Origin of the sequence: Acinetobacter sp. ASP199, from assembly GCF_022700675.1 — a bacterium.
Taxonomy (GTDB): domain Bacteria; phylum Pseudomonadota; class Gammaproteobacteria; order Pseudomonadales; family Moraxellaceae; genus Acinetobacter.
The window spans coordinates 2,507,769-2,522,513 of sequence record NZ_CP062182.1 but is presented as its reverse complement, the minus strand read 5'-3'; the positions used below and the strand labels follow the sequence as shown (position 1 = coordinate 2,522,513).

At 47.1% G+C, this 14,745-nt stretch carries 14 protein-coding genes; all 14 read left to right on the top strand.

Features of this window, described 5'->3' with window-relative positions; all coding sequences use genetic code 11:
- Window positions 1-1,377: a 23S rRNA (uracil(1939)-C(5))-methyltransferase RlmD gene (gene rlmD, locus IHE35_RS12010; RefSeq protein ID WP_242787775.1), complete on the top strand. Its 1,377-nt coding sequence runs from the start codon at window positions 1-3 to the stop codon at window positions 1,375-1,377.
- A gap of 44 nt (window positions 1,378-1,421) precedes the next feature.
- Window positions 1,422-3,731: a bifunctional (p)ppGpp synthetase/guanosine-3',5'-bis(diphosphate) 3'-pyrophosphohydrolase gene (locus IHE35_RS12005; RefSeq protein ID WP_242787773.1), complete on the top strand. Its 2,310-nt coding sequence runs from the start codon at window positions 1,422-1,424 to the stop codon at window positions 3,729-3,731.
- A gap of 234 nt (window positions 3,732-3,965) precedes the next feature.
- Window positions 3,966-4,589: a beta-ketoacyl synthase chain length factor gene (locus tag IHE35_RS12000; RefSeq protein WP_242787771.1), complete on the top strand. Its 624-nt coding sequence runs from the start codon at window positions 3,966-3,968 to the stop codon at window positions 4,587-4,589.
- On the top strand, window positions 4,583-5,383 hold the full coding sequence (locus IHE35_RS11995) for a lysophospholipid acyltransferase family protein (protein ID WP_242787769.1): 801 nt from the start codon (window positions 4,583-4,585) through the stop codon (window positions 5,381-5,383). The genes IHE35_RS12000 and IHE35_RS11995 overlap by 7 nt, the downstream gene beginning before the upstream one ends.
- Window positions 5,380-5,640 (top strand): phosphopantetheine-binding protein, encoded by a 261-nt coding sequence (locus IHE35_RS11990; protein WP_242787767.1) that lies wholly within the window; start codon window positions 5,380-5,382, stop codon window positions 5,638-5,640. Before IHE35_RS11995 ends, IHE35_RS11990 begins: the two co-directional genes overlap by 4 nt.
- A 9-nt stretch (window positions 5,641-5,649) precedes the next feature.
- A complete protein-coding gene (locus IHE35_RS11985) occupies window positions 5,650-5,898 on the top strand; it encodes an acyl carrier protein (protein ID WP_242787765.1) in 249 nt (82 codons plus the stop codon).
- Window positions 5,895-6,440, top strand: a complete 546-nt coding sequence (locus tag IHE35_RS11980; protein WP_242787763.1) for a septation protein IspZ — start codon at window positions 5,895-5,897, stop codon at window positions 6,438-6,440. Before IHE35_RS11985 ends, IHE35_RS11980 begins: the two co-directional genes overlap by 4 nt.
- 32 nt (window positions 6,441-6,472) lie before the next feature.
- On the top strand, window positions 6,473-8,149 hold the full coding sequence (locus IHE35_RS11975) for an AMP-binding protein (protein WP_242787761.1): 1,677 nt from the start codon (window positions 6,473-6,475) through the stop codon (window positions 8,147-8,149).
- Window positions 8,150-8,153: 4 nt separating this feature from the next.
- Window positions 8,154-8,888 (top strand): glycosyltransferase family 2 protein, encoded by a 735-nt coding sequence (locus IHE35_RS11970; RefSeq protein WP_242787759.1) that lies wholly within the window; start codon window positions 8,154-8,156, stop codon window positions 8,886-8,888.
- A gap of 55 nt (window positions 8,889-8,943) precedes the next feature.
- Window positions 8,944-9,822 (top strand): acyltransferase, encoded by an 879-nt coding sequence (locus IHE35_RS11965; RefSeq protein ID WP_242790006.1) that lies wholly within the window; start codon window positions 8,944-8,946, stop codon window positions 9,820-9,822.
- Window positions 9,823-9,827: 5 nt separating this feature from the next.
- Window positions 9,828-11,354, top strand: a complete 1,527-nt coding sequence (locus tag IHE35_RS11960) for an aromatic amino acid ammonia-lyase (protein ID WP_242787758.1) — start codon at window positions 9,828-9,830, stop codon at window positions 11,352-11,354.
- A gap of 16 nt (window positions 11,355-11,370) precedes the next feature.
- Window positions 11,371-11,793, top strand: a complete 423-nt coding sequence (locus IHE35_RS11955; protein WP_242787756.1) for a thioesterase family protein — start codon at window positions 11,371-11,373, stop codon at window positions 11,791-11,793.
- On the top strand, window positions 11,790-12,434 hold the full coding sequence (locus IHE35_RS11950) for an outer membrane lipoprotein carrier protein LolA (protein WP_242790005.1): 645 nt from the start codon (window positions 11,790-11,792) through the stop codon (window positions 12,432-12,434). The genes IHE35_RS11955 and IHE35_RS11950 overlap by 4 nt, the downstream gene beginning before the upstream one ends.
- On the top strand, window positions 12,409-14,733 hold the full coding sequence (locus tag IHE35_RS11945) for a hypothetical protein (RefSeq protein WP_242787754.1): 2,325 nt from the start codon (window positions 12,409-12,411) through the stop codon (window positions 14,731-14,733). Before IHE35_RS11950 ends, IHE35_RS11945 begins: the two co-directional genes overlap by 26 nt.
- The last annotated feature ends 12 nt before the right edge of the window (window positions 14,734-14,745 follow it).

Genomic DNA, 14,745 nt, shown 5'->3' with positions numbered 1-14,745 from the left:
ATGAAACATCGAGCTCAACCACGGCCCAAGCAGCAACCCGAATACATCTTCCAGGTTGAGTCACTATCGCACGAGGGGCGTGGCATTGCTCACTATGGTTCACATCCGGACCATCCAGCGGACAAGCACGGTAAAAAAGTTTTTATTCGTTATGCACTGCCCGGTGAAACAGTGCGTGCCCGAATCACCCGTGAAGTGAAAAAGCTGGAAGAAGCTGACTCGCTTGAATTGTTGAGTGAAGCATCCGAAATTCGCATACAGCCCCCTTGTCCACATTTTGGGATTTGTGGTGGCTGCAATATGCAGCATATCGCTCCGGATGCACAGATTGAACTTAAACAGAATGTGCTGAAATCGCATCTGCAACATTTTGCCGGGATTCAGCCGGATGAATGGCTAGCGCCATTGCGTTCACAGCGCGAAGATTACCGTCGTAAAGCCCGTATTGGCGTACGCTATTTACCTGGTAAAGACAAGCTGGTGGTGGGATTCCGTGAAAGCCAAAGTAACAAGCTGACTTCGATTGATCGCTGCATGATTCTGGATCAGGAGTTTGGCTCGGTTACACGTCTTAAACAATTGCTGCAAGGTCTCAATGGTAAGGCTGACGTTGGTCATATAGAATTGGCCATGGGTGATCAGGAAATCGCATTAGTAGTTCGTGAAACTGCACAATTACCTGAACAGGATGTCAACCAATTACGCGAATTTGCGTTACAGAAGGGGTGGCAGCTTTATATTCAGCCAGCAGCTCAAAACCAACTGACGCGTATTGATCAACCGCAATTGCCTGCGCGGCTGCATTACCGTCTGGATGACTTTGATGTTGAGTTTGGCTTTGATCCGCTAGATTTTACCCAGGTCAATTCCACAGTAAACCCGCAGATGATACGTCTGGCATGTGATTTGCTACAACTACAACCAGGAGAGCGTGTTCTGGATCTGTTTTGCGGATTAGGAAACTTTTCCTTGCCATTGGCGCGCTGTGTTGGTGCGAGTGGAAGTGTCGTAGGGGTTGAGGGTAGTGAAGAAATGGTGCGACGTGGTGCGGAAAATGCCAGAATAAATGGTATTGCACAACTTTCATTCCATTCGCAGGATTTAACCCAGGATTTTTCGCATCATTCTTGGGCAAATCAGGGTTTTGATGCATTGCTGATTGATCCGCCTCGTTCCGGCGCAGAAGAAGTGATGCAATATATTCCTAAGTTTGGTGCAAAAAGAATCGTTTATGTATCATGTAACCCTGCAACTCTAGCCAGAGATGCCGGATTGCTGGTACAACAAGGGTATCGTCTGAGCAGGGCAGGTGTGATGGATATGTTCACACATACGGGCCATGTTGAGTCGATTGCCTTGTTCGAAAAAGAAAATTAAATAAACGATTAAAGAGATGATGTATATAAAAGTAGGAGAATGGTATGGTCACAGTACGTGAACAGCTGCCTGGGCGACTGAATGAGTTGTCACAGGAGGCGACTGTAGAACATGCCGATCAAGCCCTGCAGGATATGACCGAATGGTTAGATCGTGTACGCGGCATATTAGATGGGGCCCCATTAAAACAGCTCGAAGAAGTCGCCCATCTCACTTTAGAAAATGAGTTAGAAACCACGGTTCAGCATCGCTCCAATACTTTCTATACCGGTATTGAGATGGCGGATATCCTTGCCCATTTGCATGTCGATGAAGATACCCTGTCTGCAGCCATGCTGTATCGTTCGGTGCGTGAAGGTGTCACGCCGCTTGCAGACGTACTGGAAAAATTCGGTGAGAATGTGCATGGCTTGGTACAAGGCACCCTGTCGATGGGTAAGCTGTCCGAGCTGATTGAAAATAACAAACGTCTGGAAGACCATTTCAATAATAACCAGCGCGAGCATTTGACCGGCATTTACAAGATGCTGATCTCAGTCACTGAAGATGTCCGTGTGGTACTGATCAAGTTGGCCGAGCGTACCTATGCATTGCGTGAACTGGCGAAATCACCTCGAGACCGTCAGGAACGTGTTGCACGCGAAATTCTGACCATCTATTCGCCACTTGCCCATCGTCTTGGTATTGCCCAGTTGAAATGGGAGCTGGAAGATCTGGCCTTCCGTTATCTGGCACCAGAACGTTATAAAGAAATTGCTTCTTTACTGAATGAAAAGCGCTTGGAGCGTGAACATTATATTCAGTTTGTGATCGACAAGTTGCGTAGTGAACTGGCTGAGCATGGCATTGAGGCTGAAATTACCGGTCGGGTCAAACACATTTATTCGATCTATCGAAAAATGAAGAGCAAGGATCTGAGCTTTGATCAGCTCTATGATATCCGTGCTGTACGTGTCTTGGTAAATTCAGTACCTGAGTGTTACCACACGTTAGGCATCGTACATCAGATCTGGCGTCATATTCCGCACCAGTTTGATGACTATATTACTAATCCGAAAGCCAATGGTTATCGCTCACTGCATACTGCCGTGATTGCAGAAAACAAATCGCTTGAAGTGCAGATTCGTACCTATCACATGCACGAAGAGGCAGAGTTAGGTGTATGTTCACACTTTAACTATAAGGAAGGGGCAAAAACCACAGACCATTCCTTTAACCATCGTCTACATTCTTTACGTGCCGTATTAGAGCATTACCAGGAACGTAATGATGCCAGTGCACATAAAGATTCTGAGGCAGAAGTTGAGAATTTTGAACAGATTCAAGACTTTGAAGGCTTTGAGAAAATCTATGTGTTTAGCCGCGATGGAGATATTAAAGAATTGCCGCGTGGCTCAACAGTCTTGGATTTTGCCTATCATGTCCATACCGAAGTGGGTAACAAGTGCTATGCCGCACGAGTGAACCAGCGCTATGTGCCGCTGACTTATACTCTGAAAACCGGGGAACAGGTCGAGATTCTGACCAAAAAAGACCGTGAGCCAAACCGTGACTGGCTGGTGAACTCGCTTGGTTATATCAAGACTGCACGTGCACGTGACAAGTTACGTCACTGGTTCCGTCAGCAGGATCGCAGCAAGAATCTGGAAGTTGGCCGTGAGATCCTGAATAAAGAGCTTTCACGTCTGGCGATTCACCCGAAATCGATCGATTTGGGTGACTATTGCAATCACTTTAATGTGAAGAGTGGCGAAGACATTCTGATTGGGATCGTAAATGGCGATATCAGCCTGCATGCGCTGATCAATCAGGTGAATCGCCATATGCACCTGGATCAGGATGAACCTGAACTGGTACTGAAGCCGGCGCTGAATCCACGTGCCAGTCATACTTTGTCTGCTCATGGTATTCTGATTGATGGCTTAGACAATGTTGAACTACATGTGGCGCAATGCTGTCAGCCTGTACATGGCGAGTCGATTGGGGGCTATATCACGCTCAATCGTGGAGTAAGCATCCATAAGGTTGCTTGTCCGGATTATGTGCGTATGATTTCGCAGGAACCAGAACGTGCGGTAGAAGCTGATTGGGAAATGCAGCCAACCCGTGGTCAGAGTGTCCAGATTGTAGTAGAAGCTTATGACCGCCGCGGTCTGCTCAAAGATCTGACGCAAGTGATCTTCTCTGATCAGATCAATATCCGTCAGGTAAATACTATTTCAGAAGCAGATGGTATTGCCAACATGAAACTGTTGATCGAAGTCAAAGGTCTGGCCCAGCTGTCCAAACTGCTGGCTCGATTAGAACAGCAGCCAGGGATTATCAGTGCCCGTCGTTTGGTACAAGGTAATTAAATCTACTGATTAATTTGTCTAGAAAAGCCTGCCATTTATTGGTGGGCTTTTTGCTATTTAGCTTATCTATTATAAGGGATGTAATTCAATGCAGTAAAAAATCCGAGTTATAGATATTTGATAATATACAATATATTTTTTGTTGGAAAATAATAACCAATGGTATAATTTGCATGATTTTAAAATTGAAAGTTTTGTTGCAATAATTTTCATAAGGTGAGGGTAGGGGTACATATGATCAGACTGCACATGTCTGACCTGACACAGAATCAGGCAAATACGACATATCCTGCCTTAGAAAAAATTCCTGCCATGCAGCGCCGTCGATTATCTTCGATTGCTAAAATCGCACTGAATAGCGCTATTCAGGCACTCGAAGGGCAAAGTGTCGACTATATTGTCTGGGTATCCCAGTATGGTGATGAACATAAAACTTTGAGTATTCTTAAGGATGTGCTACAAGACCAGATACCTTCACCGACCCAGTTTTCTACTTCCGTGCATAATGCCATTTCTGGCCTATATTCGATTCTTTGTCAGGATGCTACTCCTGCGACCAGTCTGGCAGGTTCCTGGAATGATGCACTGGTCGAAGCCTATGTCTGGTTAAAGACCTCAGCGAATGCAGATGCCGCTGTACTCATCGTTTACTATGATGAATCCTTGCCACCGATCTATCAGGATTTTCAGCCGTTTGAGGCATTTTCTATGGCAGCTGTAGTCTGCTTGGATCAGCCAAATCTGGCACTGGATCTTTCAGCAGCGCCTGCAGTATCTATGGCTTTCCAGGAAGCTCAGGCATTCCAGAAGTTCTGGCATGGCGCTGAGCAGACCCAGGCGGTGTGGCGCAAATGTTAAGTTTTAAAAATATTAAACAGAAAGCTAACTATGTCTGGCGTGTCGGGGCGACAGGCTTTAGTTTTGCCAGCTTTGGTGTAGGTGGTATTGCCATCGGTAGTTTGCTTGCTCCCCTGATTAAATTGACCGAACAGGATCCAGAGCTGCGTCAACAGAAAACCCAGCAACTGATCAAGCATAGTTTTAAGGGCTTTACCGAAATGATGGTTAAGCTTGGCATCATGACCTATGAAGTTGAAGGTCTGGAGCAGCTGGAAAGTAGCCGCCAAGAATTGGTGATTGTCAACCATCCGACCCTGATTGATGTGGTGGTCTTGATTGGGCTGATGCAGCGTGCCAATTGTGTGGTCAAGCAGGCACTCTGGGCGAATCCGTTTACCAAGGGGCCGGTGCAGAATGCCGGTTATATCCTGAATGCCGGTTCTGAGCAGTTTATTCAGGACTGTGTCCTTCGCCTGCAACAAGACCATGCTGCCTCATTATTGATTTTTCCTGAAGGGACACGGACTGCCAAAGGTCAATTATTAAATGACTTTCAGCGTGGAGCTGCTAATATTGCGCTCCGTGCACGTGTGCCGATCCGTCCGGTGATCATCACCTGTACACCATCAACTTTAACCAAAAATGAAAAGTGGTATCACATTCCATCAGAACCTTTCCATATCAAGGTGCGTGTGTTGGATGCCTTCAGTATTGATGAGCTTATTGATGATGTTTCTGTGAACCAGAAAAATGTCCGTCATCTAAGTCAAAAATTACAGCAGTTTTTTAACCAAGAGTTATCGAAAAAATGAGCAATCTTGCTGATGAATTAAAGCAAATGATTATTGATGTTCTCGCACTTGAAGACATCACGGTAGATGATATTGAAACTGAAGCGCCTTTGTTTGGAGACGGTTTAGGTCTGGATTCTATTGATGCCCTGGAACTAGGTTTGGCTTTAAAAAAACGCTACAACATTCACCTGAATGCTGAATCAGCAGAAACCAAACAACATTTTCAATCAATTCAAAGTCTGGTGGCTTTGGTTGAAGCCCAACAGACAGCATAAGAGGTTGTGATGCTTACTCAAGAACAAGTCCTGGAAAAATTGCGTGAGTGGATGGATGAGCTTTTTGAAATCTCGCCTGAAGAGGTGCAGTTAGACTCTAATCTGGCAACAGACCTGGATGTCGACAGCATTGATGCCATTGATCTGGTCATCAAAATTAAAGAGCTGACCGGTAAACAGGTCAATCCGGAAGACTTTAAAAATGTCCGTACGGTTCAGGATGTGGTCACTGTCATTCAGAACATGTCGGCTGCATGAAGCATCTTTTAAAAGGGATAGTGATTACTGCTTTGGTACTCTATCCCTTTTTAGTGGGCTATGCACTGTCACAAGGGCATTTGGTTTGGATCAGTGTCCTGCTGATTGTACTCGGTATGCTGCGTCTGTTTAGCAAAGGTAATACTTTGCTTTGGCCCCTGACCGGATTTGCAATTTTGTGTGGTGGTTTTAGTCTGATCCTGCAAGATCAGCAGTGGTTAAAGCTCTATCCGGTCTTGATGAGTGTGGGTTCATGTGTGATTTTTGCCACTACCTTGCTGCGGCCGCCCTCTATGATTGAGCGTTTTGCCCGCTTGGCTGAACCTGACCTGCCCCCTGAAGGGGTGGCGTGGACCCGGCAAGTGACCAAGGTCTGGTGTGGTTTTTTTATCATTAATGCATTGATCGCACTATATACCGTATATGCTGCATCCATGCAGATTTGGGTGCTGTATAACGGTTTTATTTCCTATATGCTCATGGGTATTTTACTGCTTGGGGAATATCTGTTGCGTAAACGGCAACAAGCTCTGCATCAGTAAAAATAGTCATCTAGAATTGTTAGCGAATAAGTATGTCTTGTCATTTTAAGCACCATGTAAATTCATCGCGCCTGCTGTGTGTCAAAGCCGATTTGACAGCGGCATCATTTCAGGTCTTTTGGCAGGATGTACAACAGCAGGCTGCCCAGATTCAGCCTTTAGCTGCGCCAGTTTGGGCACTCTGGGAGCAGGACAGTTATGAATTTCTGGTGCTGTTCTTTGCAGCCTTGCAAGCCGGTAAACAGGTTTTATTGCCACCACACCGAGTCAGTGAACTTGAACGTGAGCTGGCGGCTGAACAGATTTATTTCCTGAAGCGTCTGGAGCTGCAGTATGCTACAGAAGCTTTCCAGTTAAATCTGGATGACAGCTTTTTACAGCAGGCTCAGGTCTATTTCTATACCTCTGGTTCTACTGGTCAGCCTAAGAAAATTCCCCGTACCCTGGCGCAACTGTTTAATGAAGTTGCAGGACTTGATGCCAGCTTTAGCCTGCAAGAAGATGCAATTGCGATTGCGACAGTCAGCCACCAGCATATTTATGGCTTGTTATTTAAATTACTCTGGCCTTTAGCCAGTGGTCGTGGCTTTTATCAGTCTCAGTTGGCTTTCCCTGAAAATGTGGCTGATATCCAAAAGAAAATAGCTAGCTTTCAACAGCCCAATTATGTGATTTCCAGTCCAGCCCTGTTAAAACGCTGGACCCCAGAGGTGTTATTGCAAGACTGCCTGATGGTCTATTCATCTGGCGGCAAGTTGGATGCAGGCGTACGTCCTCACCTGAACAGTCCGATCACTGAGGTTTTTGGTAGTTCCGAAACAGGGGGGATCGCCCATCGACAGGCAGATGATGCCTTATGGAAACCTTTTGCCAATGTCGAGGTGGGGGCGGGAGAACACAGTGAACTGATGGTTCGTGCCAATCATGCCTATAGTCTGGACTGGATTCTGACCGGCGATAAGGTGGAACTGACAGAACCTGAGAATTTTAAGTCCACTTTTAAGTTACTTGGTCGTCTGGACCGAATTGTAAAGCTGGAAGAAAAGCGCTTAAGCCTGGATGCAATCGAGCAGTGTCTATCTACCCTGGAAACAGTGCAGCAGAGCCATGTACTGGTCTATGAAAAACAGCACCGTCAGATTCTTGCAGCAGTGGTGGTTCTGACCGAAGCTGCGCGTACAGAACTGATGGCTTTAGGCAAAGCCAGATTTGTGGCACAGCTGAAAGCACAGCTGAACGATAAGCTGGAAAGTATCGCCATTCCAAGACAGTGGCGCTTCCTGAGCAAAATGCCACAAAATGCTCAATCCAAGCTCAATAAGCATTATCTGAAATCGCTGTTTTTACCGATGCAGCTCCCTGTGGTGTTATCTCACCTGATTGAAGCAGAGCAGATCTCTTATCAGCTTGAATTTAGTCCGGAACTGACGTGCTTTAAGGGACATTTTCCAGCACATCCGATCTATCCAGGGGTAGGGCAGATTGGTTTTATTCAGTACTTCGCCCTACAAAATTGGGCAGATTTGCACTGGTGTAATGGCATGGAACAGTTAAAATTCCAGGATTTAATTCGCCCTTGGGTCGTGGTTCAGCTCGTGCTGATACGTAAAGCACATAAAGTGATTTTTGAATTGCGGGATGGAGATAAAATCCTGGCTTCCGGGCGTCTCCTCTTTGCACTGGAACCTCAACCACAGCCAGCAGGTTAAGCAGATGAAACAGTGTTTTGTAATTCCGGTGTATAACCATCCGCATTATCTGCAGGCCTTGGTACAGCATTTAAATGGCTTTGAGCTGCCGATTATTATGGTTAATGATGGCAGTGAGGCGGAATGTAGCCAGTTGCTACGTCAGATTGCTGCTGAAAATGAACAGGTCGAGCTGGTGGAGCATGAAGTCAATCAGGGTAAGGGTAAGGCAGTCATGACCGGATTGTTACATGCTGCAGCATCTGGTTTTAGTCATGCACTGCAGCTGGATGCAGATGGACAGCATGACTGGCAGGATGTGCAGCATTTTCTGGATGCCTCCAGGCAGAACCCGGAAGCAATGGTGATTGGCCAACCAGTATTTGATGCATCTGTACCCAAGAAACGTCTATATGGGCGTTATGCGACACATATCTGGGTATGGATTAACAGCCTGTCGCTAGAGATTAAGGACAGCATGTGCGGTTTCCGCGTCTATCCACTGGCGAGTAGCGTTAATATTCTGAAAAATGCAAAATTCCAACCGCGCATGGGGTTTGATACTGAAATTCTGGTGCGTTTGAAGTGGGAGAATGTTCCCTTTGTCAATGTGCCAACCCGGGTCGTCTATCCTGAAAATGGCATTTCACACTTTAATGTCTGGCGTGACAACATTGGCTTGACCAAGGCTCATTCACGCTTGTTTGCGGGGATGCTGCTGCGCCTGCCGAAACTGCTTTATCACAAGGTTAAAGGTTAAACCGGTGGCACAAAGTCAGAGCAAAAAATGGAATAGCGTCCGCGAGCGGGGAGGGATGTTGCCCTTAATGCTGATGCTAGGTTTCTACCGTCTGGGCGGCAGATGGTTATGCCGCGTCGTGCTGTATATTGTGATCATGTGGTACTGGCTGTTTTCCCGTGTAGCACGTCAGGCATCGATGCAATATCTGCAAAATTTGCATCGTTTTGCCGCAAAGCAGTCGCCTTTTTCTTCCATGCCCAGTTTGCCACAAACCTATAGTCATTTGATGCAGTTTGGTGAATGTATTCTCGACAAGATAGAAGGCTGGCTAGGGCATATTCCTGAACAGCATTTGCAGCTGCATGGTCATGAGCATTTTCGTCAGCATTACCAAAAAGGCGCAGTGATTGTCGTGTCGCATTTTGGCAATATTGAATTGCTCCGTGCAATCAAGTCTGAACATCCGCAGCCAATTAATGTGCTGGTCTATCAGAAGCATGCCACCAAATTTAATCAGTTTCTGAAAAAGCTGAATCAACACGCCGATGTGAATCTGATTTCAGTCGATGAATTGGGGGTAGAAACTGCTTTAATTTTGCAGGAAAAGCTGAATCAGGGTGAATGGATTATTGTTGCTGCTGACCGTGTACCGGTGCAGTCAGACCGAGTGCAAACAGTGGACTTTTTAGGGGCACCAGCCAACTGGCCGCAAGGTGCCTGGATTCTGGCGAGCCTGCTCAAGGCCCCGGTATTGGCTGTATTCTGCTATCGCATGCAGCAGCATGTTGAAGTCCATATTCATGCCATTGCCGAGCAGCTTAATTTTCCACGTAAAACCCGTTTGCAGTCTATGCAGCAGGTGACACGTGCTTATGTGGCCTTATTAGAGCAGCATTGTATGCGTGCGCCATATCAATGGTTTAATTTTTATAATTTTTGGGATAGGGGGTAGAGCAGGTGTTAATCGTCGGGGAAAATGCACTGACCATCGAAGATGTAGTGGCGGTTGCACGCCAGCAAAAAATGGTGGCATTACCAAGCTCGGTAACATGGCGAGAGCAGATCCAGCGGGGTGCCGATTTTCTCGATCAGCTGCTGGAAGAAGAAGGCGTGATTTATGGCGTTACCACCGGTTATGGCGATTCCTGTCTGGTTGAAATTCCTGCGCATCAGGTGCATGAACTGCCTTTGCATCTGTCCCGTTTTCATGGTTGCGGTCTGGGTCAGAATCTGGACCTGATCACGGCACGTGCGGTCGTTTTGACCCGACTATGTTCGCTGGCTCGTGGCTATTCCGGGGTGTCATATGCCTTGCTGGAACGACTGGTTTGGATGTTGAATGAAAATGTCATTCCGGTGATTCCATCCGAAGGTTCAGTCGGTGCCAGTGGTGACCTGACGCCGTTGTCTTATATTGCCGGTGCATTGGTCGGTGAGCGTGATGTTTACTGGCAAGGCCAGATTGTTCCAATTGCTGAAGTGTATGCTGCTAAAGGTATGCAGCCGCATGTGATGCGTCCAAAAGAAGGGCTGGCATTGATGAACGGAACTGCTGTGATGACTGCGATTGCTTGCCTGAATTATAAAAAAGCCGAGCAGATTTCTCTGGCCAGCACCTTAGTTACCGCCATGAATGTGCTGGCGCTGGAAGGTAATCCGAGCCACTTTGATAAAGTCTTATTTGAGCAGAAACCGCATCCGGGACAACAGCAGATTGCGACCCAATTGCGTGAGTGGCTGAATGGTGAAGTACAGACTGCACATCAAAGTTCGCGTCTGCAGGACCGTTATTCTCTGCGCTGTGCCCCACATATTATTGGGGTGTTTGAAGATTCTAAAGTCTGGCTGCGCCAGTTTATTGAAAATGAACTGAACTCCAGCAATGACAATCCATTGATTGATCCTGTGAATTTACGTGTTCTGCACGGTGGACATTTCTATGGCGGACATATTGCCCAGGCCATGGACAGTCTGAAGATCATGATTGCCAATATCGCGGATCTGATGGATCGTCAGTTGGCACAACTGGTGGACTATAAGATGAATAATGGCTTGCCACGTAATCTGACTGGTTCTAGTCATGAACGCTTGCCATTGAATCATGGCTTTAAGGCCGTGCAGATTGGTGTTTCTGCCTGGACTGCCGAAGCTCTGAAACAGACCCTGTCAGCCTCGATTTTCTCCCGCTCTACCGAATGTCACAATCAGGACAAGGTCAGCATGGGAACCATTGCTGCACGTGATGCCAGTCGGGTCGTTGTGCTGACTGAGCAGGTGCTGGCTGCCTTAAGTTGTGCCTGTGTACAGGCAGTAAAGCTTAAAGGTCTGGATACAGAATTAACCCCAGTTTTAACGGCATTCCAACAATGGGTGCTTCAGTCCTTCAAATATGTGGAGGAAGATCGCCCCTTGCAGCAGGAACTGCAGACACTGGTGGACCGTTTTGAAAATCTGGAGCTGTTCAGCAGCACCATCTTCGCTTAAATACAGGATATTCATCATGCATGCCGATGTGATTATAGACGTGCCGTTTCATGATGTAGACACCATGAATGTGGTCTGGCATGGACATTATCTCAAGTACTTTGAAATTGCCCGTTGCAAGTTGCTGGACCAATTCCAGTACAACTATAACCAGATGCGTGAGTCTGGTTATGCCTGGCCGGTGATTGAAAGTCACGTACGCTATGCCCATGGCATTCTGTTTGAACAGAAAATCCGGGTACGTGCAATTTTAAAGGAATGGGAAAACCGGCTGAAAATTGAATATCAGATTTTTGATGCTGAAACGGGTAAGCGACTGACCAAAGGCTATACCACTCAGGTAGCTGTCGATATGCAGACCCGGGAGATGTGTTTCCAGTCTCCGCAAATTTTACGTGACCGCTTGCAGGCGTGGTCAGCATTTCAGGCCAGTGCATAATGAATGTGATCCGAAATATAAAATATGGCGCAGCATGTGCTGCTGTTGCCAGTCTGGCTTTCGCCATGCCGGTGACACATGCCCAGAATACCCAGCTCAAGCAAATCTTTACCCAGCTTGCAGCAACCCCAGTGGTACGGGCGAACTTTGAGCAGCATAAGAAACTGGCTTCCCTGAATAAGACCTATGTATCTAAAGGAAACATACTGTTCCATAAAAATCAGGGTGTGCTGTGGCAAATTCAAAGCCCTGTCAAAGCAGACCTGATCGTGACCGAGAAAAAGCTGGTACAGAAAACCCAACGGACTTCTAGCCAGATTGCAGTCGATAAAACACCGTATGGTTCAGTCGCGACCATGTTTCTGCAGTTAATGTCAGGCAATGAAGCTGCTTTGGCTAAAAACTTTAACGTGGTATCGGTACGTTATACACCAGCAGCGTGGAATGTCAGCCTGAAACCGAAAAGCAGCCTGTTTAAAAAGCTTTTTGTTCAGGTAGACGCACAAGGGCAGCGTTATGTAAATCAGATCGTGATTCATGAACAGGCCCAAAATAGCACCACAATTCGTTTTAGCCAGCACTCCTCTCAGCCTCCAAGCTTAACGGCAGCAGAACATGCGCTTTTCCAGCTGGCCAAATAAATTCACTGCTGTATGGCTGCTAATTCTGAGTGTGGTTGCGATTGCACTTGGGACAGCCTGGCTGCGTCAGGATATCCGCATTCAGACCAATATTTTTGCCTTGCTGCCAGAAGCACATCAGGATGCCAACCTGGAGCGTGCCCAGCAATATGTCAGTGCCCAGCTGAATGATAAGGTCTTTGTGGTGCTGGATGCACAGGACGAAACTCAGCTAGATCAGGCGACCACCTTACTGCAACAGCAGGTGGTACAGAGTCAGCTGTTTCAGCCGGCACAGGCCCAAATAGACCCGCAGAAATTTTCCCAACTGCTGTTCCAGCATCGGGCGGGTTTACTTACTGCGCAGGATCGGGAGCTGCTGCAACAGCAGGATTACCTGTCTCTGACAGAGCAGAGCATGCTGCAACTGATGAGTCCGGGCATGCCAGTTACGGCAGAGCTGTTACAGCAGGATCCGCTTTTGCTGTTTCCACGCTATGTCATGGGGCTAAGCAACTTGCAGGACAATCCAGATATTCAGCTGCAGCAAGGCTTTGCTACCCTTCATGATGAGCAGGGCTTATCGCGCCTGATCGTGCTACAGCTTAAGCAAAGTCCCTATAGTATTGACTATCAGGAACAGACAGCAGCTTTTATCCAAAATCTGAAAGCCCAGTTAAAGGCATTCAAGGTGCAGCCGCATTGGACCGGAACTTTGCTGTTTGCCCAGTTCGGTACGACTTCGGCCAAGGAAGAAATTTCGACTATTGGTATTGGTTCAACCCTCGGGGTTTTATTGCTGGTCTGGTTTGGTTTCCGTTCACTACGTCCCATGCTGACTGAAATGATTGCCGTCGGCAGTGGCTGTCTGGTGGCCTTTGCTGCGACCTATGTCCTGTTTGGGGAAATTCACCTGATGACGCTGGTATTTGGTGCCAGCCTGATTGGGGTCTGTGTCGACTTTTCATTTTATTTTATGGCCATGCAATCGCAGCATCGTCATATGGACGGGTTTGCGGTGCTGAAACCCTTATTGCCGAGCCTGTTTGTGGGTCTGATGACGACATTGCTGGCTTATGTAGTGTTGAGTTTTACGCCGTTTCCAGGCTTTAAACAGATTGCCGTATTTTCGATGGTTGGGCTGGCTGGTGCCTGGGTCACCAGCATCCTGTTATTGCCACGTCTGCCTGCCTTAAATGCTGAACCTGCAATCCGTACGCTGGCCTTAATTGGTAAAGCCCGCAGCTGGATTCAGGCCCGGCATCGATTGCGTTATAGCCTGATTGCCGTGATTTTGGTGGTGACGGGCAGTAGCCTGTTTTTCCTGAACAGCAATGATGATATCCGCAATCTGCAAAGTATGGATCAGCAGCTAAAACAGGAAGACAACTATATTCGGGAACGCTTTAAGCAGCAGCAGGGCAATAGCTATTTTGTGGTACGTGGCAATACCCCGGCAGAATTGGAACAACATGAAGCAGAACTGTTAGACGGGTTAAGCCAGTTACAGCAGCAGGGTAAACTGGACGCGTTTCAGGCTTTAGGACAGTGGTTGTTACCGGCTGCAGTCCAGCAGCAGAATATCCAGCTGTTACAGCAGATTCCTTCACAGCAACTGGTTGCCTATGCAGAAGCCATGCAGCTGGATGCACAGCAGGTCCTGCGTTGGCAACAGCAGTTAGCACACCAGCCTGTGCTAACTGCTGCACAGTTAAAACAACATCCACTGGCATTTTTGCAGATGAGTCCGACCGAACGTCTGGTGATGCTACAGAATGTGCAGGATTTACCCGCTTTAGAACAGCTGACATCGTCACAGGTACAATTACTGCAGCCTGTCAGTCAGTTATCGTTACTGTTCCAGCAGCATCGGGAACATGCCCAGAAACTGCTGGTCAGCGCTTTGATTCTTTTGGCCATTGGTTTGGGCGTACTTTATGGCAAAAAATCTATCCTGCCGTTGATTCTACCGGTCAGCATGGCGCTGATGACCACGTTTGCGATTCAGGCCTGGCTTGGGGTAGAGATCAACCTGTTCAGTATTATGGGGACGTTCCTGATTATCGGGATCGGGGTGGATTATGCGATTTTTTATCGGCATGGACATGATCATCCACAAGTGGTCGGCATGGCCTTGTTCTTATGCATGATGTCGACCTTCTTTGGTTTCGGGTTATTGTCCTTTAGTCAGACTTATGCCATTCACTGTTTTGGCCTGACAGTATTATTGGGCGTTATTTTCGCATTTATTTATGCAACATTGTTTACTTCATCCGATGAAGCACATGTTGTCATTGAGCAGTATCAGCCAAAAGGCTGAAGAATAAAGGTA